25 protein-coding genes are annotated in these 25,881 nt (G+C 59.5%); 9 read left to right on the top strand and 16 right to left on the bottom strand.

Annotation, left to right across the window (positions count from 1 at the left end; all coding sequences use genetic code 11):
• Positions 1 to 16 precede the first annotated feature (16 nt).
• From HDE75_RS11580 to HDE75_RS11590, 3 genes are read right to left on the bottom strand one after another with little or no spacing between them, the layout of a single operon-like run.
• Positions 17 to 1,288: a S8 family peptidase gene (locus tag HDE75_RS11580; RefSeq protein ID WP_311735103.1), complete on the bottom strand. Its 1,272-nt coding sequence runs from the start codon at positions 1,286 to 1,288 to the stop codon at positions 17 to 19.
• Positions 1,285 to 1,968: a zf-HC2 domain-containing protein gene (locus HDE75_RS11585; protein WP_183677542.1), complete on the bottom strand. Its 684-nt coding sequence runs from the start codon at positions 1,966 to 1,968 to the stop codon at positions 1,285 to 1,287. The genes HDE75_RS11580 and HDE75_RS11585 overlap by 4 nt, the downstream gene beginning before the upstream one ends.
• A gap of 3 nt (positions 1,969 to 1,971) precedes the next feature.
• Complete coding sequence (locus HDE75_RS11590; protein ID WP_183677540.1) at positions 1,972 to 2,571, bottom strand: RNA polymerase sigma factor; 600 nt, start codon at positions 2,569 to 2,571, stop codon at positions 1,972 to 1,974.
• Positions 2,572 to 2,769: 198 nt separating this feature from the next.
• On the opposite strand from HDE75_RS11590, the gene leuE reads away from it, so the two are divergent.
• Both leuE and HDE75_RS11600 read left to right on the top strand, forming a co-directional pair.
• Positions 2,770 to 3,444, top strand: a complete 675-nt coding sequence (leuE, locus tag HDE75_RS11595) for a leucine efflux protein LeuE (RefSeq protein WP_183677538.1) — start codon at positions 2,770 to 2,772, stop codon at positions 3,442 to 3,444.
• Between the two features lie 37 nt (positions 3,445 to 3,481).
• On the top strand, positions 3,482 to 4,561 hold the full coding sequence (locus tag HDE75_RS11600) for a threonine aldolase family protein (protein ID WP_183677536.1): 1,080 nt from the start codon (positions 3,482 to 3,484) through the stop codon (positions 4,559 to 4,561).
• Positions 4,562 to 4,649: 88 nt separating this feature from the next.
• Here the strand turns inward: HDE75_RS11600 and HDE75_RS11605 are convergent, their stop codons facing one another.
• On the bottom strand, positions 4,650 to 6,083 hold the full coding sequence (locus tag HDE75_RS11605) for an OmpP1/FadL family transporter (RefSeq protein ID WP_183677534.1): 1,434 nt from the start codon (positions 6,081 to 6,083) through the stop codon (positions 4,650 to 4,652).
• 149 nt (positions 6,084 to 6,232) lie between these two features.
• On the bottom strand, positions 6,233 to 9,010 hold the full coding sequence (locus tag HDE75_RS11610; protein ID WP_311735104.1) for a bifunctional diguanylate cyclase/phosphodiesterase: 2,778 nt from the start codon (positions 9,008 to 9,010) through the stop codon (positions 6,233 to 6,235).
• A gap of 208 nt (positions 9,011 to 9,218) precedes the next feature.
• Between HDE75_RS11610 and HDE75_RS11615 the strand changes: the two genes are divergently transcribed.
• Entirely contained in the window at positions 9,219 to 10,190 is a 972-nt protein-coding gene (locus HDE75_RS11615) for a thymidylate synthase (protein WP_183677530.1), read from the top strand.
• Positions 10,190 to 11,233, top strand: a complete 1,044-nt coding sequence (locus HDE75_RS11620; RefSeq protein WP_183677528.1) for an SMI1/KNR4 family protein — start codon at positions 10,190 to 10,192, stop codon at positions 11,231 to 11,233. The genes HDE75_RS11615 and HDE75_RS11620 overlap by 1 nt, the downstream gene beginning before the upstream one ends.
• On the opposite strand, the gene HDE75_RS11625 is transcribed toward HDE75_RS11620, so the two are convergent.
• The 3 genes from HDE75_RS11625 to HDE75_RS11635 form a co-directional block, all read right to left on the bottom strand.
• Entirely contained in the window at positions 11,202 to 12,608 is a 1,407-nt protein-coding gene (locus HDE75_RS11625; RefSeq protein WP_183677526.1) for a heavy metal sensor histidine kinase, read from the bottom strand. The two genes, HDE75_RS11620 and HDE75_RS11625, sit on opposite strands and share 32 nt — an antisense overlap.
• A complete protein-coding gene (locus HDE75_RS11630) occupies positions 12,605 to 13,273 on the bottom strand; it encodes a heavy metal response regulator transcription factor (RefSeq protein WP_183677524.1) in 669 nt (222 codons plus the stop codon). The genes HDE75_RS11625 and HDE75_RS11630 overlap by 4 nt, the downstream gene beginning before the upstream one ends.
• A 128-nt stretch (positions 13,274 to 13,401) precedes the next feature.
• On the bottom strand, positions 13,402 to 14,718 hold the full coding sequence (locus tag HDE75_RS11635; RefSeq protein WP_183677522.1) for a VWA domain-containing protein: 1,317 nt from the start codon (positions 14,716 to 14,718) through the stop codon (positions 13,402 to 13,404).
• A gap of 137 nt (positions 14,719 to 14,855) precedes the next feature.
• On the opposite strand from HDE75_RS11635, the gene HDE75_RS11640 reads away from it, so the two are divergent.
• From HDE75_RS11640 to HDE75_RS11655, 4 genes are all read left to right on the top strand, one after another.
• Complete coding sequence (locus HDE75_RS11640) at positions 14,856 to 15,602, top strand: alpha/beta fold hydrolase (RefSeq protein ID WP_183677520.1); 747 nt, start codon at positions 14,856 to 14,858, stop codon at positions 15,600 to 15,602.
• A 41-nt stretch (positions 15,603 to 15,643) separates the two neighbouring features.
• Entirely contained in the window at positions 15,644 to 16,129 is a 486-nt protein-coding gene (locus HDE75_RS11645; protein ID WP_183677518.1) for a dihydrofolate reductase, read from the top strand.
• A gap of 272 nt (positions 16,130 to 16,401) precedes the next feature.
• Positions 16,402 to 18,666, top strand: coding sequence for an arginine/lysine/ornithine decarboxylase (locus tag HDE75_RS11650; RefSeq protein ID WP_183677516.1), 2,265 nt, complete (start codon positions 16,402 to 16,404; stop codon positions 18,664 to 18,666).
• A 125-nt stretch (positions 18,667 to 18,791) separates the two neighbouring features.
• A complete protein-coding gene (locus HDE75_RS11655) occupies positions 18,792 to 19,916 on the top strand; it encodes an acyltransferase family protein (RefSeq protein WP_183677514.1) in 1,125 nt (374 codons plus the stop codon).
• A gap of 18 nt (positions 19,917 to 19,934) precedes the next feature.
• Here HDE75_RS11655 and HDE75_RS11660 read toward each other — a convergent pair whose 3' ends face one another.
• The 8 genes from HDE75_RS11660 to HDE75_RS11695 form a co-directional block, all read right to left on the bottom strand.
• Positions 19,935 to 20,594 (bottom strand): hypothetical protein, encoded by a 660-nt coding sequence (locus HDE75_RS11660; RefSeq protein WP_183677512.1) that lies wholly within the window; start codon positions 20,592 to 20,594, stop codon positions 19,935 to 19,937.
• Between the two features lie 195 nt (positions 20,595 to 20,789).
• A complete protein-coding gene (locus HDE75_RS11665) occupies positions 20,790 to 21,788 on the bottom strand; it encodes a hypothetical protein (RefSeq protein WP_183677510.1) in 999 nt (332 codons plus the stop codon).
• A 155-nt stretch (positions 21,789 to 21,943) separates the two neighbouring features.
• Positions 21,944 to 22,243, bottom strand: a complete 300-nt coding sequence (locus HDE75_RS11670) for a hypothetical protein (protein WP_183677508.1) — start codon at positions 22,241 to 22,243, stop codon at positions 21,944 to 21,946.
• A gap of 34 nt (positions 22,244 to 22,277) precedes the next feature.
• On the bottom strand, positions 22,278 to 22,613 hold the full coding sequence (locus tag HDE75_RS11675) for a hypothetical protein (protein WP_183677506.1): 336 nt from the start codon (positions 22,611 to 22,613) through the stop codon (positions 22,278 to 22,280).
• Positions 22,614 to 22,821: 208 nt separating this feature from the next.
• The gene (locus tag HDE75_RS11680) at positions 22,822 to 23,658 is read right to left on the bottom strand and encodes a peptidase associated/transthyretin-like domain-containing protein (protein ID WP_183677505.1); all 837 of its coding nucleotides are present in this window, start codon (positions 23,656 to 23,658) and stop codon (positions 22,822 to 22,824) included.
• Positions 23,616 to 23,771, bottom strand: coding sequence for a hypothetical protein (locus tag HDE75_RS11685; protein ID WP_183677503.1), 156 nt, complete (start codon positions 23,769 to 23,771; stop codon positions 23,616 to 23,618). The genes HDE75_RS11680 and HDE75_RS11685 overlap by 43 nt, the downstream gene beginning before the upstream one ends.
• A 3-nt stretch (positions 23,772 to 23,774) precedes the next feature.
• Positions 23,775 to 24,428, bottom strand: a complete 654-nt coding sequence (locus tag HDE75_RS11690) for a hypothetical protein (protein WP_183677502.1) — start codon at positions 24,426 to 24,428, stop codon at positions 23,775 to 23,777.
• A gap of 67 nt (positions 24,429 to 24,495) precedes the next feature.
• On the bottom strand, positions 24,496 to 24,996 hold the full coding sequence (locus HDE75_RS11695; protein ID WP_183677500.1) for a Spy/CpxP family protein refolding chaperone: 501 nt from the start codon (positions 24,994 to 24,996) through the stop codon (positions 24,496 to 24,498).
• A 195-nt stretch (positions 24,997 to 25,191) separates the two neighbouring features.
• Between HDE75_RS11695 and HDE75_RS11700 the strand changes: the two genes are divergently transcribed.
• A complete protein-coding gene (locus HDE75_RS11700; RefSeq protein ID WP_183677498.1) occupies positions 25,192 to 25,881 on the top strand; it encodes a response regulator transcription factor in 690 nt (229 codons plus the stop codon).

Genomic DNA, 25,881 nt, shown 5'->3' on the forward strand with positions numbered 1-25,881 from the left:
CTACGGCAGGGGTCATTTATTCAGTGGTTTTGTTCGCCTTGGACGATAGTACGGGAGCGCAGGCGCAAGCGCAATCTCCAGCCGCGTGCGGCATGGCGTGCAAGACCGTGGCGCAGGCATCGATACCGCCCGCCAGAGCGCTGCCCCCAAAAAAATCACTGCGTTTCACGGGCACGTTCGGATGCAGGCCGGCCAGCAAGGCAGCCATGCCCGAGACATGGGCGGCAGAAAACGAGGTGCCGTTGACCAGTCCCCAGCGCCCGCCCGGCACGGTGGTGGGAATATCCTGGCCTGGCGCCACCACCAGTGCGGGAATCGACGACTGCGCATGGTCACTGGCGGCCGCGATCACGCCAGGATAGGCGGCCGGGAAGCCGCCGCCCGGCAGTTGCGGATCGACGGCCGCCACCACCGTCACGCCACGTGCCAGGGCCACATCGACCAGGCGCTTCATTAAAATATCGGATGGTCCGCCCAGGCTCATGTTGATGACCTGCGCCTTGTGCAGCAGCGCGAAATTCAAGGCTTTGCCCAGGGTAAAACTGTTACAGCGCGTGCCATGATCAGCTTCTTCCCAGCAGGCGCGCAAGGCCATCAAGTGCGCACCGGGCGCTACGCCTTCGATGCCGATACCGTTGCCCGCCTTGGCGGCGATAATCCCCGCCACCGCCGTGCCATGCTTTTCCGCCGCATAGCCAGAACCATCGACAAAATTCTCTTGCAGCGCCACCTGTCCCGCCAGGTCGGGATGGTCGCTCTCGACGCCGCTATCGATCACCGCCACCTGCACCCGGCTGCCCGTGGCGTGCGCATGCAGTTCGGCGATATGCCAGAACTTCGCCGCTGGCTGGGTGGCATACAGAGGGTCACGAACGCTGCCACTTTCAAGTGCACTGAAACTGGCCATGGGCTGCGCCCATTCCACGCGCGGATCGGCCGCCAGTTGCGCCACCACGCTCTGCCGCGCCACGCCGGGCGGTGCTTGCATCACATAACAATCGATGCCCAGCACGGGCATGGGCCAGTCCGACAGCAGGGTCAAACCGTGGTGCTGCGCCAGTTCAGCCGCGATGCGGCGCCGCGCACCATGGCCGACATTGTCCGTATAGGCGCCGGAATAGCCGGAATCAGGCCGGAAATGCGGCGCCGGCAAATGCAGCATCACCAGCACCTGGCGTTCATCCGACACTTGCGCGCCGGGTGCAGACGCAGGCGGTGACTGCGCCGATGTTGTCGCCGCGGTACAGGCCAGCAGCGCCGCCAGTAGCAAGCCACCAAAGCGCCTCACCGCCCTGCTCCACCATCGAGCGGTTCGGCCAGCGCCACGGCTGCTTCGCGCCGCAAGGCAGCCAGCGCCGCATCGAGCCCCGCCGGCGGCAGGTACAACACATAGGCATCGGTAACGGTCGGGCCATCGACGATATGGGCGCCATGCGCCTGCAGGATGCGGCGCAGTTCACGTTCAGGCGTTTCCGGCTTGAACAGCACCATCACATTACCGGCAGCCGCCGCGCTTTCCGCTGCCGACGGTGCGGCCGACAGCGCATGAAATTGCGCCGGCGCGTCCGGGGGTGACTTGAGCACAAGCAGTCCCAGGCCGACGATGAGCGCGCATTGCGTCGCCATCGCCCAGCTCTGCCATTGCGACTGCCGCAGGTTGTGCCAGGCACCGAGTAGCCAGGCAGCGACGCCCTGCCTGGGACGCGCGGCGCGCTTGCGCGGCTCCAGGCGTGGACTGAGCGCTGCGAAAGCGCGCTCCACATCGGGTTCCGCCTGCATCGCTGGCTGCGCGGATTGCAACTGGCGCTGCCAATCGAGGTCGGCGCGGCATTCGGCACACTGCAACAGATGTTCACGCACCATGAAGCGTTCGGCGCCACTCAGGGTGTCGTCCAGCATCCAGGGCAAGAGTTTTTGTACTTTCTGGTGGGTCGAGGCGTCGATTTCCACTATTTTTCCTGTCTTCATGATTTACTCCGCCGTATCGGCCAGCAAGGTTTTCAAGCGGCGCCGGGCATGGAACATGCGCGTCTTGACGGTGTTCACAGGGCATTCCATGATGCCTGCTATTTCTTCATATGCCATGCCATGGTAATACGTCAGGTTGAGCACCATGCGCTGTTCCAGTGGCAGCAGATCCAGCGCCTGCGCCACGCGCTGCTGCAATTGCTGCTGGCTGAAAGTCGCTTCCGGCTCGTGCATTGCGTCGCCATGCAGCAAATCCGGGTCGGCATCGACAGGTTCATCGCGATGCCGTATCGCTTTCAAGGCCGTGCGGTAGGCGATGGCAAAGATCCAGGTCGACAGCTTGCAGCTGCGGTCAAACGTGTCGGCGCGGCGCCACACCACCAGCATGACATCGTTGATGATTTCTTCGATCAGCGCCGTATTGTGCGTCATGCGGTCAAGAAACCGCGCCAGCCGCGAAAAATACGCCCGGTACAGGGTTTCAAAGGCGCGCCGGTCGCCATCGACGATCTGGCTGATCAGCCGCAAGTCGCCCGATTCATCGCGGCCAGGGCCAGACCTGGCCGGCGGCGACTCGGTATTTTTTTTCAGTAATCCGAACATCGACAATTCTCCATTTTCAACCGTTTATACCGTGCTGGCATAAAAAGGTTCAATCCGTCGCGTTCAAATTTCCAGGGGACGATGCCAGCTGCTATTTTACCGGCGGCACAGGGTCCGGAGCACGGCCTAAACCAAGTAAAATAGGCACTTGCGGCGCTCCCCCCCTCGCGCGCAACCCTCTTTATTGCTTGGAAATACATGAACGCCCTGATGCACGCCAACTTTGGCATTACCGATTTCTGGACTTTTTTACTCGGCACGGTCTTTATCGTCATCCTGCCCGGCCCCAATTCCATGTATGTCTTGTCAGTAGCGGCCCAGCGCGGCGTGCGCACGGCTTACCAGGGTGCGTGCGGCATTTTTGCCGGCGACCTGATCCTGATGGTGCTGTCGGCCTGCGGTGTGGCGTCCCTGCTGAAAGCCAGCCCGGCCCTGTTCCACGTGATCAAATTCATCGGCGCCGCCTACCTGGGCTGGATCGGTCTGCAAATGCTGCTCGGCTGCTGGCGCAAGCTGCGCGCTGGCGCCGCCGGCGACAGTGCCGCTGATGCTGCGCCCGCACCAGTCAAGGAAAGCAATCCCTTCCGCAAGGCCCTGATCATCAGCCTGATGAATCCGAAAGCCATCCTGTTCTTTATTTCCTTCTTCATCCAGTTCGTCGATCCACAATTCCACTCGCCTGCCATCTCCTTCATCGGCCTGGGCATGATTTGCCAGATTTGCAGCTTTACTTATCTGACAGCGATTATTTTCGCTGGCGCCCGCCTGGCGGACGCCTTCCGCCGCCGTCGCCGCCTGTCGGCCGGCATGGGCGGCGGCGTGGGTGTCATGTTCATCGGCTTTGGCGCCAAACTGGCCACTGCCACCCTGTAATCGCTATTTAATCTAATCGCTATTCCTGGAGAAGACCTTGACCGAGACCGAACTGCGCCTGCAATGCCACACAGTTTTACCGGGCCACCGCCAGCCCACGCCAGCCGGCACCTTCACCGCCATGGCCGCCTGGTGCGCCGATAACAACATCGCCCACGACATCTACGGCGAAGGCGCGCTGATCGGACAGTTCGAACAAAAGATCGCCAGCCTGCTCGGCTATGAAGCGGCGGTGTTCTGCGTCACGGGTACCATCGCGCAATCGGTCGCCATGCGCCTGGCCTGCCAGGACCGCGGCTCATCACTGGTGGCGCTGCACCCGACGGCCCACGTGCTGCGCCACGAACGCAGCAACCATGAACTGTTCGGCACCTTCCAGGGCTTGAGCATCGGCGACCCGCACCGTCCGTGGACGGTGGACGACCTGCGCGCCGTGCCCGATGTGCTGGGCGCGGTGCAGCTGGAACTGCCGATGCGTGAAATCGGCGGCCAGACGCCGTCGTGGGAAGAACTGGAAGCCATCAAGCGCCACTGCAAGGCCAACAACATCCACCTGCATATGGACGGCGCCCGCCTGTGGGAAACCCAGGCCGCCTTCGGCCAGAGCCTGTCCGCCATCTGCAGCGGCTTCGATTCCACCTACGTATCGCTGTACAAGGGACTCGGTGGCATGGGTGGCGCCGTGCTGGCAGGCAGTCGCAGTTTTATCGAGCGCGCGCGCGCCTGGTTGCACCGCCAGGGCGGCAATACGTATCACCGCACACCATACGTAGTGGCTGCCGCCATGCAGTTCGATGCGCGCCTGGCCGCCATGCCGCAGTATTTTGAGCGCACCCTGTGGCTGTACCAGACGCTGCGCGACTACCCTGCCATCGCCGTCAATCCGGCCAAACCGCAGGCGAACATGCTGCATCTGCATCTGCCCGTCTCGCGCGACAAAGCCATCGCCATCCGCAATCAGGTGGCGCGCGAACACGGCATCTGGCTATTCGGCCGCGCCAGCCACGCCGCCCTGCCCGGCCACAGCTATGTGGAATGGTATGTGGGAGATAACCTGCTGGGGATGGAAGACCAGCAAGTACGCAAGGCGCTCGCTTTGCTGGTGCAGGGATTCTAGAAAACCCGTGAATGGCCGGGGTCGTACCCGGAGGGACCACCCCAATAAAAAAGCGCCCGCAGGCGCTCTTTTCACATCAGGGCATCACTTAAAACTTGTAGTTGTAAGCCACGCCCAGCAATTGCATGCGGGTCTTGAACAAGCCCTTGGTGGTTTCACCGTTGCCGGTGCAACCAGGCGTCACCGGCGAGCAGTTGTTCGTGTAATTCACGCCGGCGTCCTTGAAGTCCAGGAAGCTGTAGGCCAGGTCCAGCGAGGACTTGTCGTTGATCTTCCAGTTGGCGCCTATCGAGTACTGCATGCGGTCGCTGTCTGGCAAGGCCGGGTGGCGCAATTCATCGTTCTGTACGGGCGCCTGGTCGTGGGCGATACCGGCGCGCAGCATCAGGCTGTCGCTGTACTTGTAATTGGTCCCCAGCGAAATGCGGTAGGTATCCTTCCAGTTCTGGCGGATGCGCTCGGCGCCTTCACCGGTCGGCGGGAACTGGATGTCCAGGTTTTGCAGGCGCGACGTGCGGCTCCAGGTGACGTCGCCCATCAGCGCCCATTTGGCGTCTAACTGATGGAAGGCGTTGACCGACAGGGTTTCCGGCGTACGCACTTCGACCAGCGCCTGCGAATTGACCTTGCCCGAAGCGCTGGAGATAAAGCCATTCACGGCGGCGTTATTCGACACTTGCGAGAAGTCCCAGATGGTGCTGCCCTTGAGCTTGTGCGAGATCGACGAGCGGTAGGAAATACCGAAGCGCGTGCCTTCATTCAACTGGTACAGATAACCGAGGTTGAAGCCGAATCCCCAGTCGTGGCCATCCATCTCGGCATGGCCATCGCCGGCATTTTTCAGCGCCAGGCCCGCGGCTTGCGCGGCGGCCAAGCCCTGGGTCTGGGCGATATTGCCGAGGAAGGCTTGCGCTGCGGCCGGTGCGTGGCTGTTCAGGAAAGCCACCGTACCTGGCACGTCGACCGCCTGGCCCAGTTCTGCCTTCATGTATTCGGCCGTGATACCGAAACCAAACGAGTGGTGTTCATCGAGCTTGAAGGCCACCGATGGATTGAGCGCGATCGCTTCGAGCTTGATGTTGGTAATCGCGTAGCGGCCGCTCCATTGGTTGCCATAATCGAGCTTGGCGCCGTAAGGCACGAACAGGCCGGCGCCGATGGTCCATTGATCGTTGATTTTCTTGCTGGCGTAGACGGCCGGCGCGAATACTGCGTCGGGCGCGTAATCCTTGGCGGCACCCGTCGTCGGGCGCCCCGTGAAGGTGGTCGAACCCGTGTCCTGGAACGAGGAATGCGGCAGCACCAGGGTGCCGCCGCCGACGATTTGCGTGCCATCCAGGCGCGACAGGCCAGCCGGGTTGTAGAAGATGGTGGAAGCGTCGGAGGCTTCGGCGCCGTTGGCGTCGGCCGTACCCTGGCCGGACACGCTTTGCGAGCCGAAACGGTAACCGGAAGCCTGGGCGGTGGTCGACATGCCGGCCAATGCGGCGGCAACAATCAGAGGAAGGTATTTAATTTTCAATTGAGTCTCTCTTTATTATATGGCTTGCTTATTTAGCATCGGGCATCGACCGCACCCGCCTGGCTTTGCATGCAGTCGTGAACTCCAATCCAGGACCGCATGCATGCAGCATATAATATTTTTGAAAAAAAAGCGAACGGTCGCTCTTTTTATTTTAAGGGACTTTCAAGGCTGATAATAGCCGCAGTATCCAGCCCGGCAACGGTACTATACGGCGGCAGGACACGGGCTTTTTTGGGGATCAAAAAACGCTTGAGCATCAATTCCAGCATCTGCTCGGCAGGCACCGGGCGCGATACATAATAGCCCTGCACCTCGTTGCATTGCAGGGCCCGCAAGATCTCCAGCTGCTCGGCCGTTTCCACGCCTTCGGCCACCACGCTCATGCCCAGCGCATGGGCCATCGACAAAATCGCGCGCACGAACACTTCGCCCTGCTCCGAACGCCCCAGCTCCATGGTGAAGGCGCGGTCGATCTTCAAACCGTCCATGGCAAACTTCTGCAATTGCGACAGCGAGGAATAGCCGGTACCGAAATCGTCGACCAGCAGGCGCACGCCCAGCGCGCGTATCGCCGCCAGCTGTTCCACGGCGCGGTTCTGTTCATCCATCATGGCCGATTCCGTGATCTCGACTTCGATCAGGTGCGCCTCGATGCGGTGCCGGGCCAGCGCCGACGCCAGCACTTCGTGTACATCGCCGCGGCCGAACTGGCGCGCCGAAACGTTGATCGAGACCGGCACCAGCTCCATGCCATAGCCCTTCCAGCGCGCCATCTGCTGGCAGACTTTTTCAATCACCACCTCGCCCAGCTGCGATATCAGGCCGCTGCTTTCGGCCACGGCGATGAATTCCAGCGGCGGCACCATGCCGTGCAGCGGATGCATCCAGCGCACCAGCGCCTCCATGCTGCACAACTGGCCGCTCATGGCGTCCACGCGCGGCTGGTAGACCACCAGGAACTGGTCCTGCTCCAGCGCCGACACCAGGCTTTGCTCCAGTTCGCGCCGGTTGCGGATGGTTTCAAACAGTTCGGGCTGGAAGAAACGGTGATGGCCCTTGCCTGCCGCCTTCACGGCGTACATGGCGATGTCGGCATTCTTCAACAGCACATCGGTTTCGCCGCCATCGCGCGGATACAGGCTGATGCCGATCGAGGCGCCCATCTTGTGGCGCTCGAGACCCAGGTAAAACGGTTCATCGAAAGCGAGGGCAATGCGCTGCGCCACCTGCTCGGCGCGCTCCTCATCTTCCATCGGGTCGAGGATGACGATAAACTCGTCGCCGCCCAGGCGCGCCACATGGTCGCCAGGGCGCAGCACGGCTTTCAGGCGCAAGGAGGCGGCGCGCAGCACCTTGTCGCCCTGCGCATGGCCTTGCGTGTCATTGATATCCTTGAAGCCATCGAGATCGATGAACAGCAGCGCCATCATATGGCCATCGATGGCCGCGCGCGCCAGCGCATTGGGCAGGAACTGCTGCAGCCAGTGGCGGTTAGGCAGCCCCGTCAAGCCATCTTCGCTGGCCAAGCGGCGCAAGTCCTGCTCATGTTCTTTTGCTGCGCTGATATCCTGCAAGGTCACGGCCAGGCGCTCGCCGCTGCGCACCAGGCGCCGGCGTATCCAGCGCAGCTTGAATGGGTTCCCCTCCTGCAGTTCGATCTCTTCTTCCGAAAAACCGGACTCCATGGCGGCCCGGTAGCTTTGCATCAAGTCGCGGAAATACTGTTCGTGGGCGCGCTCCTGCATGCGCATGCCCAGCAACTGATCGCGCCGCACGCCAAAGAAACGGGCGCCCGGCTCATTGCAGTCGACGATTTCAAAATCGATGATCGCGCCCGCTTCATCGCGCAGTGCGGCGATGATGTAAAAGCCGTCGCTGGTGCCTTCGGTTGCCATGCGATAGGCATTACGCACGCCTGTCGACAAATGATGGCGCCAGGCCAGGCGCAGCGACAGCATGGTGGCGATCACGGTAAAACCCATCAGCAGCAGGCTGACGGCCGTCGCGATCCACATATAGATGGTGCGCGTTTCCTCGTAAGGATGCAGCACTTCCACATCAGACAGGCCCACCACCGCCGTGAAGGGATAGGCTTTCAAGGCTTGCCAGCCCACGTAGCGGTTTTGCTTGTCCGAAAACGCCACCCTGCCGCCCGACTGCATGGCGCCATTGTCCGTTTCCAGGAAATTTGTGTCGAAGAAAGGCGTGCCCTGCACCGGCAAGACGCGTGTACCGAGGCGCGTGCTGAACAGTTCGCCCTCTTCACCGACCACGGCCGACATGCCCAGCTTGCCGAAATTGACGCTGTCGTAGAATTCTGCAAAATAGGCCGAGTGTATGGAAATGAGCAGCACGCCGTCGAAATTGCCGTCAGCATCTTCCAGCCGGCGCGTGAAATGCACGAGGGTATTGTCATCGCCTTTGGCCACGCCTTCGTTGGCACGGCCCAGGGCGATGCGCAAGGCGCTGGAATTGCTGCGCCAGTGACGCAGCAGGAAATCGCTGCGCTCGCTGGTACGCAAACGCTGCAAGGGCGCAGTGGCGGTGACGGCGTGTCCCTTGCGGTCAAGGATGGCGACGATGGCAAATTGCGGCAAGGCATACATACCCTGCGTCTTCAATTCATCGAGCCGCAGCTTCCCTTGCGATTTTTCCCACTCGTATTTCAGTTGCAGTGTCAGTTGATCCATCTGTTCCAGGGTGCGCAGCAAATACTGGCTGTACGCTTTCGACAGCGAGGCGACGCTGTCGAGCGCCTGCTGCTGGGCCACCTTCTTTTCCGCTTCCAGCTGCAGCAAGGTAGCCGTCCACAGCACGGCGCACAAGGCCAGGCAGAGCAAGGGCCATGCAAGAATCAGGCGCAGATTGGCCTTGAGGAAATCAGTGCGGCTCATTTCCACCACGGCGGCGTTATTATTATTCACGAATTGTCGCAAGAACATGGTGCAGAATCTGCCGTTTCTATATTGTTACCCTGGGGATACACAAGTTACCACAGAGTCAAATAATTTGGGGTGACGCTTGCAACATTATGCAAACGTTCACCTATCCTTACAGCCTCGGCCGGCCCGCCGTGCTGCCTTGGGCTGCGTTACAATCACCATCCTTACCGTAGTAAAGCCGGAGCACAATATGCAGCAATACCAAGATTTGATCAAAACCGTCCTCGAAACAGGCAGCTGGCAAGATAACCGCACCGGCATCCGCACCCTGAGCGTGCCGGGCGCCATGATGCGTTTCGACCTGGCCAATGGCTTTCCAGCCGTCACTACCAAGAAGCTGGCGTTCAAATCGGTGATCGGCGAATTGTGCGCCTTCCTGCGCGCCTCGCGCAATGCGGCCGAGTTCCGCGCCTTGGGCTGCAAGGTATGGGACCAGAACGCCAATGAAAACGCCCAATGGCTGGCCAACCCCTATCGCGAAGGCGAAGATGATCTGGGCCCAGTGTATGGCGTGCAATGGCGCCAGTGGCCAGCCTACAAGCTGCTGGGTGCTGATCAGCCGGCACAAATTGCCGATGCGCAGAAAAACGGCTTTACCGTGGTTGCTCCCATCGTCGAGGATGGCGTGCAAAAAGTGCTGCTGTACAAGGCTGTCGACCAGTTGCGCGAGTGTCTGGACACCATCATCAACAATCCTGGCAGCCGCCGCATCTTGTTCCACGGCTGGAATCCTGCCGTGCTCGACGCCGTCGCCCTGCCCGCCTGCCATTTGCTGTACCAGTTCATCCCGAACGCCAATACGCGCGAAATTTCGCTGTGTTTATATGTACGCAGCAACGACATCGGCCTGGGCACACCGTTCAATATCGCCGAAGGCGCGGCCTTGCTGCATCTGGTAGCCCGTTTGACCGGCTACACACCACGCTGGTTCACGTATTTTATCGGCGACGCCCATATCTATGAAAACCATCTGGACATGGTCAAGGAACAATTGAACCGCGCGCCCTTCCCGGCGCCCCAGTTCCTTATTTCCGACCGCGTACCGGAGTTTGCCAAGACAGGCAAATACGAACCGGAATGGCTGGAAAAGATAGCACCGTCCGATTTCTCGTTGGAGGGCTATCAGCACCACGCCCCGATCACGGCGCCGATGGCAGTCTGATGGCGGCGGCACCGCTGGACACGCTGCGCAGCAAGCTGTTTGAGGAAAGCGACGGCAACAAATTCTCGCGCCTGCTAGGCCGGCTGCTGAAAAAGCATGGGCAAACAGAGCGCCTGGCCGTGCTGGCCATCCTGGCTGACTATGCGCGTGACGGCCAGTTGCTGCACTGGCGCACTTTGCTGCTGACCGATATGGTCAAGCTGACGCAGCCTGGCGAATACGCTGACTTTTACCTCTGGAGCCTGGGCCAGCCCAGGCTGGCCTACTGGGGCGTGGATGGTTTGCTGAAAAGCACAGGCAAGGCGGCCTACGGCGCACTGCTGGAACTTGCCGGCAATCAAGACATGACGCTGGAGACCCGCGCCAAGGCCGTCAAAAGGCTGGCCGTCTTCAGCCGCCAGCCCTTCGATGCCGGCCGCCCGGAAGACCCTGGCCAATGGAAGGCGCCCGACATCGACCTGCCCGCCTTGCTGGCATGGAAAACGATGGGCTACCCAAACGGTGCGGGCCACGCCGAACCGCTGCGCCATCGTTTGCTGGACACGCCGGAGACCCCGCTGGAACACGCGCTGGCGGCCCTCGACCACAAGCTGGCCGCCTTACGCGCGCGCGAACAAGACCTGGCCCAGCCATCGAACTGGCTGACCATCGCCAGTCCCGAGCATGTGCTGGCCATCGACCAGCGCTGGACCTTGCCCGAACACTACCGGCGCTTCCTGGCCTGCGCCTCGCCGCTCAGGGTGCAAATCACAACAGAAGACTTCCCACAAGGTTTGCATTTGGTTGGCGCCAGCGAACTGATCAAGGCGCAGCACGGCTATGCCTGGAATCCAGTCACGCAGCTAAGCATCGCTGACTGGCCTGCCCAGTATCTGGTGATAGCCAACGCAGGCGGCGATCCGCTATGCCTGGATCTGGGCCAAATGCACAGCCACGATGCGCCCGTGCTGTGTGCCATGCATGGCACAGGGCGCTGGGACTTTGAACCGTATTGCGCCAGCTTCGTCGCGTTTATTGCTGGGCTGTCGGAAAAAACAGACTAAAGCAAGTCACGCCATCCCGGCTTTCGGCGCTCCACTTGCCCTGATGCAGGGTCATGATGCTGCGCACGATGGCCAGGCCCAGGCCGCTGGAAGATGACGATGCGTGGCGCGACGGGTCGGCGCGGTAAAAGCGGTCGAACAGCCGGGCCAGGTGGTGTTCGGCGATAGTGGGGCCCGTGTTTTCTACCGTGATGGTTGTGCCTTCCGCCTCCTGGCTTGCCGCCAGAATTATCTCGCTGCCCGGTTCGGCATAGCGCACGGCGTTGGCCAGCAGATTGGCCAGGGCGCGGCGCAGCAACACGGCGTCGGCCCACACGCCTCCTTCGCCACGCAGCACCAGGCGCACGTCGCGCTCTTCGGCCGGGCCTTCGAAATAATCGGCCAGGCGCTGGAATTCGGCGCTCACATCGACCGCCTTGCGCTCGATCACATGATCGGCGTGCTCGGCGCGCGCCAGGAACAGCATGCTGTCGGTCATTTTCGACAGGCGCTGCAATTCTTCGAAGTTCGATCCCAGTAGTCGTTGGTAATACTCCACGTCGCGGCGCTGGCCCAGGGCCACTTCGGTCTGGCCCAGCATATTGCCGATCGGCGTGCGCAAGTCGTGGGCCATGTCGGCCGAGACCTGGCTCAGCTGCGTAAAACTGCTTTCCAGCCGGTCCAGCATGCCGTTGAATCCTGTAATCAGCGGCAACAATTCTTGCGGCGCGTCCGCACTATCAATGCGCACGGACAAGTTGCGGATGCCGATGGCGCCCGTCTGCTCGGCCAGCTTGCGCAGTGGCGACAAACCACGCCGCGCGATCCAGTAGGCCAGCAGTGCGCTCAGCACCGACATGATGGCCGCCAGCAAGACGATCTGGTCACGGTAATTGCCCAGCATGCGCGTGCGTTCAGTCAGCAAACGCCCCGAGGTAATCAACAACGGTTCTTGCGCGTGGCTGGTGATGGCGGCGGCGGAGACGGCGATAAAGGGTGTGCCATCAGGCTCGATCCGATGATGCACGGCGTCCAGCGACAGCGGTGCATCGGCCACCACCGGCTTGACGTCGGGCACGCGGCTGTTGCCGGGATTGACTTCGATCAGCGGCGCCTGGCCAGGATACTGCAAAACCAGCAAGGCTTCGCGGTTGCCCAGCATATTGGCGAACAGATGCGGTTTCTGGCGTATCAAGTCCACTACGTCCACGTCGCGCAGCAAGGTGCGCAACTGGTCGACCCGGTTGACCAGCGCCGCGTCGTCGCGCACGGTCAATTGCTGTTCCAGCGCCCGGTACAAGGCATAACCAAGCGTGGCCGTGGCGGCAAAGGTCAGCAAGGCAAACAACAGCGCCAGCCGGTTGATCAGCGAATGCGATTGCCCGGCCAGCTTCATGCTTCCTCTTCAAAACGATAACCCACGCCATGCACGGTGTGGATCAGTTTGATGGCGAACGGTTCATCGATCTTTTGGCGCAAGCGCCGCACGGAGACATCGACCACATTCGTGTCGCTGTCGAAATTCATGTCCCATACGCGCGAAGCGATCAGCGAGCGGGACAATACTTGCCCCTGGTTCGAGGCAAAAAAATGCAGCAGATTGAATTCCTTGTTGGTCAAGCTGAGCCGCGTGCCAGCCCGCACGACCTTGCGCTTGGGCACGTCGATCTGCAGGTCAGCGATGGCCATCACGTCTTCCTGGCGTACTTGCTGGCCGCGCCGCAAGGCTACCCTGATGCGTGCCAGCAATTCCGCAAACGAGAATGGCTTGACCAGGTAATCGTCGGCGCCCAGCTCCAAGCCCTTCAAGCGGTCATCGAGGGTGCCGCGCGCCGTCAGGAACAGCACGGGCGTGCCCGTACCCAGCTTGCGCATGACTTCCCAGCCATCCATTTCCGGCATCATGACGTCCAGCAAGATCAAGTCATAACGCAATTCTTGCGCCATGAACAGGCCATCGCGCCCGTTTTGCGCCACATCGACCACATAACCGGCTTCCGTCAAGCCATTGCGCATGTACTCGCCTGCCTTGGGTTCGTCTTCGATGACCAGGATTCTCATGCCGCCGGTCCCTTTCTATTGTTCATGATCCATGATGCTCGCAGTATGGCGCAAGCACGGCAACAGCGGCATGACACAAAAATGACAAAAAAATGACAGTGCGCTACTGCAGCACCTACTCCACCATATTACGCCAGCAAACCGTGCTGCCGCGCCAGCTTCAGCCAGTCCGGATACTCCGTCATCAGCAAGTCGTACAGTTCCGCATCGCTATGCTCGTCGGGCGAGCCGACGGAAAAGTAATTGGCATTGTCGATCAATCGTCCGCCCAGCTCATCGAGCTTTTCCAGGAAAGGGAAATCGGAGTCGGCAAACGCAGCCAAAAACTTGCTTTTCGACTTGCGCCCCTTGCCGATGCCCATGAATTGCCAAAAGATCGCTTCATTGCTGGCCCAGCGCAATTGCTTTTCAGTCGTGGCCTGGTCGCTGGTGCCGCCATCGGTGACAAACATGACATACACGGGCATGTCCGCCTTCAATGGCCGAGTGCGCTCTTGGCCCTTGGCGTCGGGAAAATAAAACGCGCGGATGGCTTGCATGGCCTTGCCATACCGGGTATCGCCTTCCAGCGGATGCAGCTGGATCACGCGCTTGACGTAGGTGGTGCAATTGCTCAAGTCCATCGGGTCTGGCTGGTGCACATCCTTACCGAACAGAAACACGTCGATCTCGCCATCGTCATCAAACTTGCAGCCCAGCGCCAGGATGCGCTCGGCAAACTGCTGCACCAGGCCTTCTTTATACAAGCGCCCCATGGAACCGGAAATATCGAGGCACAAACACACCTTGGCGCGGTGCTGCGACAAGCCTACTTTTTCCAACGATACAGCGGCCTGCTTGACCAGGCTGACCAGTTGCGGCGCTTCGCGTGCCACCCGCTTTTCCAGATCGATCTTCGCTGGCGCGCTAACGTGGGCCATAGCGGGAGCCACTTCGCCACCGAAATGGCGCACCAGCGCATCGAGGCCGCCATTGAAACCCTGGCCGACAGCCATGAAACGCCAGGCGCCATCCTTGCGGTACAGTTCGCCCAGCATGACGGCTTTTTCTTGCGCAAAATCGGCGGCGGCAAAGGCAAAGCGCGCTACTTCATGCCCGCCGGCAAGCAAGCGCAGGTAACCGGACGCCATCTGTGACATGACAGCAGCTCCATCGATACTGGCCGCCACCACGATGCGTTCTATACCGGCCGGCAAGCGCGGCAACTGGAAAGCGAAGGCTGCATGGTCGCCACCGCTGGCGGTGCGCACTTCCACGCTGCCGCATGGCGTGCGCGGCTGGTTGAAGAAGGTCATATAGCGTTCGTCCGACAGCTTGCCGGCGCCATCGAGGCCAAAACAGGCAAAGTCGAGCGCCAGCCCCTGTACGGCCACGCCGATGTCCAATACGCCAGCTGGCACGAGATTGGCTAGCGGCAATCGCTGGCCTTTTGACAGTACATCCATATTCTTCCTTAGCGAAAATAAGAGCGCGGCCAGCCTAACATAATGCCATGTGGAACGCCTGCACCGGACTGTGCACTCCACCGTGATCGTCAAAATGACCGATAATGCCGCGACAACAAACAAGACATGCTTAAGCTATGACGAACAACTTGCCGCAAGACCAGATGCGGCTGGACCTGATACCCGGCACCTTGTGCGACGAACGGCTATGGTCGCCCCTGGCGTCAAAGCTGGGCGATGCCTACGATTGCAACTGCATCCCCTTGCAGCAGGCCGGCACGCGCCAGCAAATGCAGGAATTGATCGCCAGCCACAGCGCACCGCAATCGCACCTGGTGGGGTTTTCGCTGGGCGCCTATCTGGCCATCGAACATGCGGTGGCCCATCCGGAGCGGATAAAATCGCTGACCCTGATCGCCAATTCCGCCAAGGGGTTATTGCCGGCAGAGATAGAAGCGCGCGAACGCATCGTCAACATGCTCAAGCGCAACGCCTATGCGGGCATCACACGCCAGCGCTTGCGCGAATTGCTGCATCCATCGCATTTGCAAGATAAGTCCATCACGGGCCTGATCGAGCAAATGGGCCTGGACCTGGGCAAGGACGTGTTGCTGACGCAATTTGCCACCACCATCAAGCGGCCCGACCTGATGGACCGCTTGCCGGAACTGCACTTTCCCGTGCTGATCGTCGGTGCGGAAGAGGATCAACTGGTGCCGGCCGCCGACTTGCGGGCCATGGCGGAATGCTTGCCAAACGCCACCTTGCATATGGTGCGCGGCGCCAGCGGCCACATGATTCCGCTGGAACAGCCCGATGAACTGGCCGCCGCCATGCGCGCACATTTGCAGACATTTGGAGCGCATCCGCAATTTCAACGATAATGACGGGCATAGCGCTTTGCGCCCACCACATTACTGAATAAATGAGCTTACTGACCATCATCGTCGCCACCGACCAGCAAGGCGGCATTGGCATCAACAACACCTTGCCGTGGAAGTTGCCGGAAGACCTGGCCCACTTCAAGCGCCTGACCACCGGCCACCCGATTATCATGGGCCGCAAGACGTTTGATTCGATCGGCCGGCCATTGCCGAACCGCCGCAACATCGTCATCACGCGCAATGCCGAATGGCGCCATGAGGGCGTGGAAGCGGTCGCTTCGGTGGCAGACGCCATCGCCCTGCTGGACGGCGTGGAAGGCTATGTGATCGGCGGCGCCGAAATCTACAAACAGTCGCTGGTCTTGACGCAGCGCTTGATCGTGACGGAAATCGGCCAGACTTATGATTGCGACGCGTTTTTTCCGGCCATCGATCATGCCGAATGGCAAGAAACGGCGCGTGAAGAACACGTGGCCGCCAATTCCGGCTTGCCGTATGCCTTTGTTACCCTGCAAAGAAAAGCCTGAAACTGTGCGTTCGAAGCAAGAATCTTGCTATCGAAGTAGCGTCTTGGCGCTGTCATTGCGCTGTCATGGCGTTGTCACACCGTTGAGGCAAGCTAAGACATGGTTTTTGTAGTTTCTATATGATATTTTTTTCCCGCAGACGCTGCATTTCTGCGAGAATCCCGTTCTTAATTTTTTTATGCGACTGCCAGGCACTACTCACCGCTTAGCCGTCGCGCCCTAGTCCGCCCCTCCATATAAGTCAGGGGCGGCTTGCTTTTTTGGAGACATGCATGAAATTCCGTTTCCCCATCGTCATCATTGACGAGGATTTCCGTTCTGAAAATACGTCCGGCCTGGGCATTCGCGCCCTTGCCGCCGCAATGGAAAAAGAAGGCATGGAAGTGCTGGGCGTGACCAGCTACGGTGATTTGTCGCAATTTGCCCAGCAACAATCGCGCGCGTCGGCCTTCGTGCTGTCGATCGACGATGAAGAATTCGGCTCCGGTTCCGTCGAAGACACCGATATCGCGCTGAAGTCCCTGCGCGCCTTCGTCGAAGAAATCCGCTACAAGAACGCCGACATTCCTATCTATATGTACGGCGAAACGCGCACTTCGCGCCATATCCCGAACGATATCCTGCGCGAACTGCACGGTTTCATCCACATGTTCGAAGATACGCCGGAATTCGTTGCGCGCCACATCATCCGCGAAGCGAAATCGTATCTGGATGGCCTGTCGCCACCATTCTTCCGCGCACTGGTGCACTACGCCAACGACGGCTCCTATTCCTGGCACTGCCCTGGCCACTCGGGCGGCGTAGCCTTCCTGAAGTCGCCGATCGGCCAGATGTTCCACCAGTTCTTCGGTGAAAACATGCTGCGCGCCGACGTCTGCAACGCCGTGGAAGAACTGGGCCAGTTGCTCGACCATACCGGCCCGGTGGCCGCGTCCGAACGCAATGCGGCGCGCATCTTCAATGCCGACCATTGCTATTTCGTTACCAACGGTACTTCGACCTCGAACAAGATGGTGTGGCACTCGACGGTGGCGCCAGGCGACATCGTGGTTGTCGACCGCAATTGCCATAAGTCGATCTTGCACTCGATCATCATGTGCGGCGCGATTCCCGTGTTCCTGATGCCGACCCGCAACCACCTGGGCATCATCGGCCCGATTCCACTGGCAGAATTCACGCCGGAAAGCATTGCTCGCAAGATCGAAGCGAACCCGTTCGCCCGTGAAGCCAAGAACAAGAAACCACGCATCCTGACCATCACGCAATCGACGTACGACGGCGTGATCTACAACGTGGAAACCCTGCGCGAAATGCTGGACGGCAAGATCGATACCCTGCACTTCGATGAAGCATGGCTGCCGCACGCCACCTTCCACGATTTCTATAAAAACATGCACGCCATCGGCAAGGACCGTCCGCGCGCCAAGGAATCGATGATCTTCTCGACCCAGTCCACGCACAAATTGCTGGCCGGCCTGTCGCAAGCCTCGCAAATCCTGGTGCGTGAATCGGACCAGGTCAAGCTTGACCAGGACGCTTTCAACGAAGCCTACCTGATGCATACCTCGACTTCGCCGCAATACTCGATCATCGCTTCCTGCGACGTGGCTGCGGCCATGATGGAAGCGCCGGGCGGCACGGCCCTGGTGGAAGAGTCGATCATGGAAGCGCTCGATTTCCGCCGCGCCATGAAAAAGATCGACCAGGAATGGGGCAAGGACTGGTGGTTCCAGGTCTGGGGTCCGGACAACTTCAACGACGAAGGCATGGGCCAGCAATCGGACTGGATGATACGCGCCGAGGACGACTGGCACGGTTTCGGCGACCTGGCTCCCGGATTCAATATGCTCGACCCGATCAAGGCCACCATCGTCAACCCGGGCTTGTCGCTCGATGGCCAGTTTGGCGAGACGGGCATCCCTGCGTCCATCGTCACCAAATACCTGGCGGAACACGGCGTCATCATTGAAAAATGCGGCCTGTACTCGTTCTTCATCATGTTTACCATCGGCATTACCAAAGGCCGCTGGAATACCTTGCTGACGGCGCTGCAACAGTTCAAGGACGATTACGACAAGAATCAGCCGATGTGGCGCATCCTGCCAGAATTCGCGGCAGCCAACCCGCGCTACGAAAAAATGGGCTTGCGCGACCTGTGCCAGCAAATCCACGATTTCTACAAGGCTTACGATGTGGCGCGTTTGACCACGGAAATGTATCTGTCGGACATGATTCCAGCCATGAAACCGTCGGAAGCGTTTGCCAAGATGGCCCACCGCGAAATCGAGCGCGTGGCCATCGACGACCTGGAAGGCCGTATCACGTCCATCCTGCTGACGCCGTATCCACCAGGCATTCCGCTGCTGATCCCTGGCGAACGTTTCAACAAGACCATCGTCGACTACCTGCGCTTCGCACGCGACTTCAACGAGCGCTTCCCCGGCTTCGAGACGGATGTGCACGGCCTGGTCAAACGTGAAGTCGATGGCAAGCGTGGCTACTTCGTGGACTGCGTCAAACTGGATGAGAATACCTAAGATCGCCCTTCGTTAAGAAGCACATATTAAACGCCGCCTGGTGCACATCAGGCGGCGTTTTTTCTTGCGCACTGCTCGTTGCGCCACGATAAGACCTGCCGCCAGCAGATAGCTATAGTCGGCCCATGTCCAGCCGGCTATCCACCTGCTTTGAACTTGACCGCGCCGGTGCGGCGGCCCAGCTGCGTCCGATGGAAGGCTTGCGCGGTTTTGCCGTGCTGCTGGTGTTTCTGGTGCACTATGTCAGCCTGAGCGCACCCTGGCGTGGCAATGCGCCCATGCTGGCGACGCTGGCGGCCGCACTGCATACGGTAGGCAATGCGGGCGTGGACCTGTTTTTTGTCTTGAGCGGCTACCTGATCTATGGTTCGCTGATCCGCCGCCCGCAAGCGCTGGCGTCCTATCTACAGCGCCGGGTGCGCCGCATCTACCCAGTCTATGCTTGCGTATTTGCCCTGTATCTGCTGCTATCCTGGCTATTGCCATCTGAAAGCAGGATTCCAGCGACATGGCCCGATGCCTTGACCTACCTGGCCAGCAACTTCCTGTTGCTAGCCGGTTTCAGTGCGGCGCCGCCATTCATCAGCGTGGCCTGGTCGCTCAGCTATGAAATGCTGTATTACCTGCTGATACCGCTGATGATTGCCGGATTCAGCCTGCGCCGCCGCAGCCTCATCTGGCGCTGCCTGTTCTTCGGCATCCTGGCGGTAATGGCCAGCTGCGGCTTTGCTGTGTTTGGCGGCCCTGCCCGTTTACTGCTGTTTATCGCCGGTATCTTTCTCCACGAAGCGCTGACGCTGCCCGACTGGTGTATACCACCTGCCTTGGCCGCCGGCGCGCTGTTGGCCGCCATGGCGAGCCTGTTACTACCTTTGCCGCTACTGCTCAAGCTGGCGGCACTGGCGGCAGGCTTTTTCCTGCTGTGCCTATGCTGCTTCCAGGCACGCGGCAACTGGCTATCGCGCGCATTCTGCTGGACACCGCTGCGCTGGCTGGGCAATATCAGCTATTCCTATTACCTGATCCATGGCCTGGCCTTGAAAGGCGCTTTCCTGTTCCTGGCCCTGATCCATCCGCCGCAGGCACAGGGCTGGCCATTTTTCCTGTTGCTGATGCCGCCCATGCTAGCCTGGACACTGATGCCTGCCGCCATGCTGTTCCTGCTGGTCGAGCGGCCATTCTCGCTAGCCTCCAGACCAGCTGCCACCCGAACAACGGCGCTATCGGGTGCGGATCAACCGCTGCCGTAAACAGGGTCCAGGCCGTACTCACGTCCAGTCACCCATCACCACGATGCGGTTGCCACGGCGGCGCCAGCGGGCACTTTCCTCATCTTTTGGCGGCGGTCCCGAACGGAAGTGCGGCAAGTGCTGGTACAAGGCGCGCATTACGGCGCTCTCTACTGCACGGGGACCGGGATCGCCCTCGGCCACCAGCCGCGCCGCCTGCCCTGCGATACGCACGAAACGCCGCGCCATGTCCAATTCTTCCTTTTCCTCATGCTGCGAGGTTCTTCCCGCAAACTCGATTGCCAGTGCGCCGCTGGCCGCCTTGCCCAAGGCTGCTCCCAGCGCCGTGCCCGCGCCGGGAACGGAAATCATGCAGCCCAATGCCCTGCCAATGAAGGGCAAGGCTGTCCTGGCGACTGCTTTCAAGACGCCAGCCAGTGGCGCCGCCACCTTGCCGGTCACCGTCTCCGCCTTCCTGAGCTCCTTCCAGGCATGCTTCAAAACATTGCCGAGGAATTGCTCCAGCTCCACTTCGCTGCCCACCGCCAGCAACACCATGGCCAGTTGCCACTCCTCTTCCTCGCTGAACACAGCGGCAGCGCCTTCCTTGCCCGGCCAGCTAGCGCCAAATTCCAGCAGTGCAAAGGCCACGCCAGCGCGGCGGCGGCATTGTACGCACGTGCATTCCCATCCATGCATGATGGCTCCCATCGCTCAGCGTCAAGCCCTGCAGAAGGCTTGCAGTAAACCTTCGACACTAACGCCATGCACGCGATCCACCGTAACACTCGATCCATGATCTGGCTCATCACAATATGCTCGCGCCCATAAAAAACGGCAGCCATTAATGGCTGCCGCGAATGATTATCCGTGACGTATTTAACTTCAGTAACATCAAGGAATACTGCACGTCTTGTTAGGATTGACCAGGCTGCATTTCCAGCGCCAGTCCACTTCCGTTTCATCGCGCAACTGGATTGAAAACGACAGGGCTGGCGAAGTAACGGAAATCGTTACCAGATTGCTGACATAATTGTTTTTGTTTGGCTCCGCAGTCCCATACACGCCCTTGATGGTCGCCGCCTTGCCAAACTGGATATCCATCTGGCTATTGGCGATCAGATAAGACAGGTTGTCGTTGATATATTGGCCAATCGGGAAGACACTGCCGTTGGGTAAGGTCACTGTTTTACCTGGTGGTACCAAGCGGTTCAAGCCAACGAGCCAGTTTTGATCCCTATTAAAAAATAATTTATCCTTGACACCATTCATCGCCCCTTTGATACCGTCGCCGATGCGTGTATCAGCGATATTTTCCCCTTTGTTGATAAGCCATGAACCAACCACCGGTAAAATCCACGAAAGATTCGAGTCGCAATCGGTAGAGGAGTTGACGTTCGCACTCATGCCGACCTGATTCGATGCCAGGACACCATCGGCGGCGCCATATTGGCCGGTAATGGAAATATTGTTCAGCGTAGCAGTATTGGTACACGAGAAATGAATGACGCCCAACTTCTTTCCAGAGTAATTATTGCGGGCCTGGTAGTTAATGCCATTGAGCGTCATGAGTACTACACCAGATGCGCTCGGTTGTAGCGTCGCGTGTAAATCGCCACTCAGTGTGCCATCCAGAAACTGTACGCCATTCTTGGACGCTTCCTGAGACATGACGTTATTCAGACTTTGTTCCAAATTCGGCTGCACAAGGCGTAACTCACCCGCAATCGCATACAACTGGCCACTCTGGTCTTTTTGAGATTCCCGGTAAGTCGCTGAAGCGCCGCCAACACTGACGGTCACTACATTTTCCTGCTTGATGAATTGTGGCGACCAATCCGCGTACACGTTGCCACCGGCCAGTGCCGTCACCAGAAAAATTAATTTACGCATGAGGTTTCCTGAAGAATGTGTAAGAAATGATGAACAATTACTTTGCAGTAATAGTCGAACACAATATTGCCACAATGGAATTACTACATCAATAATATTCTTACTGTTGTTTTTCATCATCATCCGGCGCTGGATCTTGTCCGCCAGGCGCTGGTTCAGGATAGGGATATACGGCTTGACGCGAGCATTACGCACACATCGAGGTGATGAAACAAGGCGCAAGCCAGGGAGAAATGCGGGAGTCGCGCAGTGGCGCAGCGAAACGGGTTTCGCCGCCAGGAGCTAGCCATCTGCAGGCTGCTGCCTTGCCCGGTACCAGCGCTGGCGCCCGTTTGCGCCAGGTTCGCCAGGCTGGTCTCATAGCCGCTGGCCGGGTAGGCCTTGCCCGTGGCCACCATGGAGAAGGTCAATAGCGAGGTCTTGATGCGGTTGCTGCTACTGGCAGCCTGGACCAAGCGCCTAGTGCCTGTGTATCACAGGCAGGCGAGGTTACAATAGTCCGAAACTGACCAGCAGGCATATGCCAGGGACTTCATCATAATAAATAAACATGGTCACATTGCTAGTCTTTGCAGCAATCATGGTGGCATAGAAACGGTTCTTATCTGCTGAACTCATGTTGTCAGGAAAGCCAATAGCACCGTAGCTACACGATGATGACGTGTTCCATATTGCAACATTATTTCCCATATAGTTTTCCAGCTTCCAGCTAGGCTGACCAGACGCCGTCGAATAAAATATCTGCCGGCGTTCGGCATGCACCGGCCCACTGAAAAATATCAGGAAAATAACTGCTATTTTTATCAATTTCATAAAACCTTGCATATTGCATCCTTATTTAATATGCCAGCAAACTGGAATATATTGATTTATGGAAATTATCATATTATAAGTATCTCAAATAATTGTCAATATATCCATACTTTAGCAAGCTATTTTTTGAATACTCCATGCAATGTAAACACTGTTTTCCTTCCTGCATAAACGCCAGCATGCGATTGGCCGATATTGAAGAAAGCAGGGACAATATACCTTAGCCATTCACGGCAACAGCCAGCCTGGCCACATAACCATCGATGGCATTGCCCGTCAGGCTAGCCATCTGCAGGCTGCTGCCTTGCCCGGTACCAGCGCTCGCGCCCGTTTGCGCCAGGTTCGCCAGGCTGGTCTCATAGCCGCTGGCCGAGTAGGCCTTGCGCGCGGCCGCCATGGGGAAGGTCAATAGCGAGGTCTTGATGCGGTTGCTGCTACTGGCAGCCTGCACCAGGCTGGGGTAAATTTCCAAGTGCACATGCGGCAGGGTTCCTGGCTGGCAGCCAGGAAAGATGGTGGTGAAAGCCAGCATGCCGTTGCCGTCCGTTTCCTGCAGCCCCCGCAAATAATTCTGTCCTGCCAGGCCGCTGGAATATAGCGAATAGCGGCCATAGCGGTCGCAGTGCCATAGATAAATAGCGTAGCCGGCCAGGCTGGCACAGCCAGCCCCGGCATTGAGCAGCTGCAGCCGTATGCTCAACGGTACGCCCGCTGCAACCGCCGTGCCGCCATTGAAGCTGCTGCGGATATCGCTGCGCACGATGCCGGGCTGGTTCAGTACGTTGATGATGCTGCTGCCATAGGTATTGGTGCCATCGGCAGGATACGGCCCGGCCATTTCTTCCGGAATCACGGCGCAGGCGCCCGCCACGGGTTCGCTAGCGCCCATGGCTTCCAGCTCAGTAGCCGGCGCGGTGGCGTCACTCGCTCCGCCGCAACTGATCAGGGGCAAGGTCGCCGTGCCTACCAGCAGCCAGCGCAGCAGCCGGCGCCGTTCGGCCTGCCCCTGGTCCATCATTTCGAACTTGGATGCCAGGTCGACAGCAGGTGTATCCATACATATTCCATCAAATGGGGCAAGCCTGCCAGCGCCGGACTGAGGCTGGCGCACAGGAACAGCAAGCGCCTGGTGGCCTCGCTGAAAGTGACGCTGACGGGCTTGCGCTCCATGGTTCAAGCCGTGGTGTTGACCAGGTTGCCGGCCGCTGGCAGGCTGGTGGCGCCGCTGGCGCCGCCCAGGCTACCCGACAAGGATTGCAGGAAACTGCCCAGCTTGGCATTACTGCCGTCGCTGCCGCCCCCCAGCGAAGTGAGCAGATTGGCGAAACTCGATTGCAAGTCGCTGACGCTGCTGTCGCTACCGTCGTTGCTGCTGGTGCTATCTGTGCTGGACGACAATTTCTGCATCAGGCTTTGCAAGTCCGACTCGATATGGCCGGGTCCGCCCCTGCCGCCGCCGTGGTGGCCGCCTTCGCCGGCGACTTTGCCCTGGCCTTCAGCCTGGCCGCCGCCACCCTGCGCGTGCAGGCTGCCCATCAGCTGGTGCAAAAAGGCGCCCAGCGCCTGGCCCGCGTCGCTGCCGCTGGCGGTACTGGTAGCGCTGGTGCCGCCGTCGGTGCTGCTGGCCGTATCGCTACTGGTATCGGGCACGCTCACGCCGATCGATGACAGGGCACTGGAAATGGCGTCCAGGAAGCCGTTGTCATCGGGCCTTTGCGGCGGCGTGCCGGCCGTGGCGCTGGTCGAAGCGGTGGCCGCGCTGCCGTCGAGGCGGCTGAAGGCGTTCAATTGGAGATTGCTGCTGGACGATAAAGCGTTGATGCTCATGTTTTACTCCCCTTTTTATAGTGTGTGATGGTTTATTGCACCTGCGATTTATTACACCTACGATTTGCTACACTGGCGCTGGCGGACGCTGCCCTGAACGGCCGGGGCCGCCTTCGTGGCGCGTGTGCCGGGCGGCCAGTTGCGCGCGCTGTTCCGGCGTCAGCAAGGCCAGCAGTTGCTGTTCCAGCCTTGCATGCTCCAGGCTGATCCTCGCGGTCGCTTGCGCTGCGGTATTGGCCAGGGCGCTGGCCTGGGCGTCGTCGTATTGGGCGGAAGCGGCCAAGGCGCGCAACTGCGCATGCGCCTTGAAGGCGATTTTCTCTTGTTCGTGCAGCAGCGGTTCCTGGGCGTAGGTCGCGGCAAACACCTTGTCTTGCTGCGCTTCCGTCAATTCGATGCCGCGCAGGAAAGGCGGCACGGCCTCGCCAGCACCACGGCCGGGGCCGTGATGGCCCATCCCGGGACCGGGACCAAAGCCTGGACCGGGAGCCTGCTGTGCCCTGACCGTCAGCGGCGCTGCCAAGCCAGCCGACAACAGCAGGAACAGCATCGTTTGTCTGTGTTTCATGGGACTCTCCTCTTGTAGTTGATGAGCGTTGATTGTCCGGTGCTGGCGTGTAAAGCAACGTTAGTACTAAGTAAAAGCATGTAAAGGAATGTGAGCGCTTGTGTGTAAAACCGCGTAAAACGCTGTAGAACGGCGCCGTTTGACTGCTATCATCGAGGCAAGATAATCTGTGACCATGGGAAAGACACGCAAAGGATGAGCAAGGTACTGCTGATAGATGACGATGTGGAGCTGGTAGGCATGTTCCAGGAATACCTGGAGCAGGAAGGCTTTGAAGCACGGGCCGTGCATGATGGCGAAACCGGCTCGGCCGAAGCACTAACGGGCTTGTACGCCATCGCCGTCCTCGACGTGATGATGCCGCGCATGAACGGACTGGAAACCTTGCGCCGCATCCGCGCCAGCAGCACCATGCCTATCCTGATGCTGACGGCGCGCGGCGACGATACAGACCGCATCGTCGGGCTGGAGCTGGGCGCCGACGATTACGTCACCAAACCTTGCACGCCACGCGAGTTGACGGCCCGCATCCGCGCCATCCTGCGCCGCTCGCAAGCGACGCAGCAAGACAATTCCGCTGCTGCCCCCCTGAGCGTGGGCCAGTTGACAATGTGGCCGCAGCAGCGCCGCGCGGCATGGGCTGGTACCCATCTGGAACTGACCAGCACGGAATTCAATTTGCTGGAAGTACTGGTGCGTAACGCAGGCAAACCCGTCAGCAAAAACCAGTTATCCGAGCTGGGACTGGGGCGACCCATGGCGCGCTTCGACCGCAATATCGACGTGCACCTGAGCAGCCTGCGGCGCAAGCTGGGCAGCCTTTCCGATGGCCGTTCCTGCCTGCAAACCGTGTACCGGCTGGGCTATCAACTGATCAAGGAATAA

This window comes from Janthinobacterium silvisoli (genome assembly GCF_014200725.1).
GTDB lineage: Bacteria > Pseudomonadota > Gammaproteobacteria > Burkholderiales > Burkholderiaceae_D > Janthinobacterium.